This is a genomic window from Muribacter muris, assembly GCF_004569585.1.
Taxonomy (GTDB): domain Bacteria; phylum Pseudomonadota; class Gammaproteobacteria; order Enterobacterales; family Pasteurellaceae; genus Muribacter; species Muribacter muris.
This window is the reverse complement of sequence record NZ_SPPA01000085.1, coordinates 1-254: the sequence shown is the minus strand read 5'-3', so window position 1 is coordinate 254 and position 254 is coordinate 1. Positions and strand designations below refer to the sequence as shown.

Below are 254 nucleotides of genomic sequence, written 5' to 3'. Positions count from 1 at the left end.
TAGAAGATAAAGCGGATAGGCGATATTGTGGGCTGGGGATAAAAATGTAAGACTGTTGCAGTATGTGAAACAAGTCGAGAAGTAAATTATCTCACTTTTTTCGCAAAACTTATCTCGCTCGCTTTTACTGATGAGATAACCTTGTTGATTATTCAAGCCAACGGTATTCAAGGTCAGTTGCCCTAAGGCAATAATCCCTTTAGGTTCGGACGAGTCCGTATCAACTCGTGTTTCCCGGTTATCCAAATGGCCTT

At 41.3% G+C, this 254-nt stretch carries 1 protein-coding gene; it reads right to left on the bottom strand.

Going from position 1 to position 254, the window contains the following annotated elements:
• On the bottom strand, positions 1-254 hold a 254-nt coding region (locus E4T80_RS13060; protein ID WP_194188946.1), incomplete at both ends, for a hypothetical protein.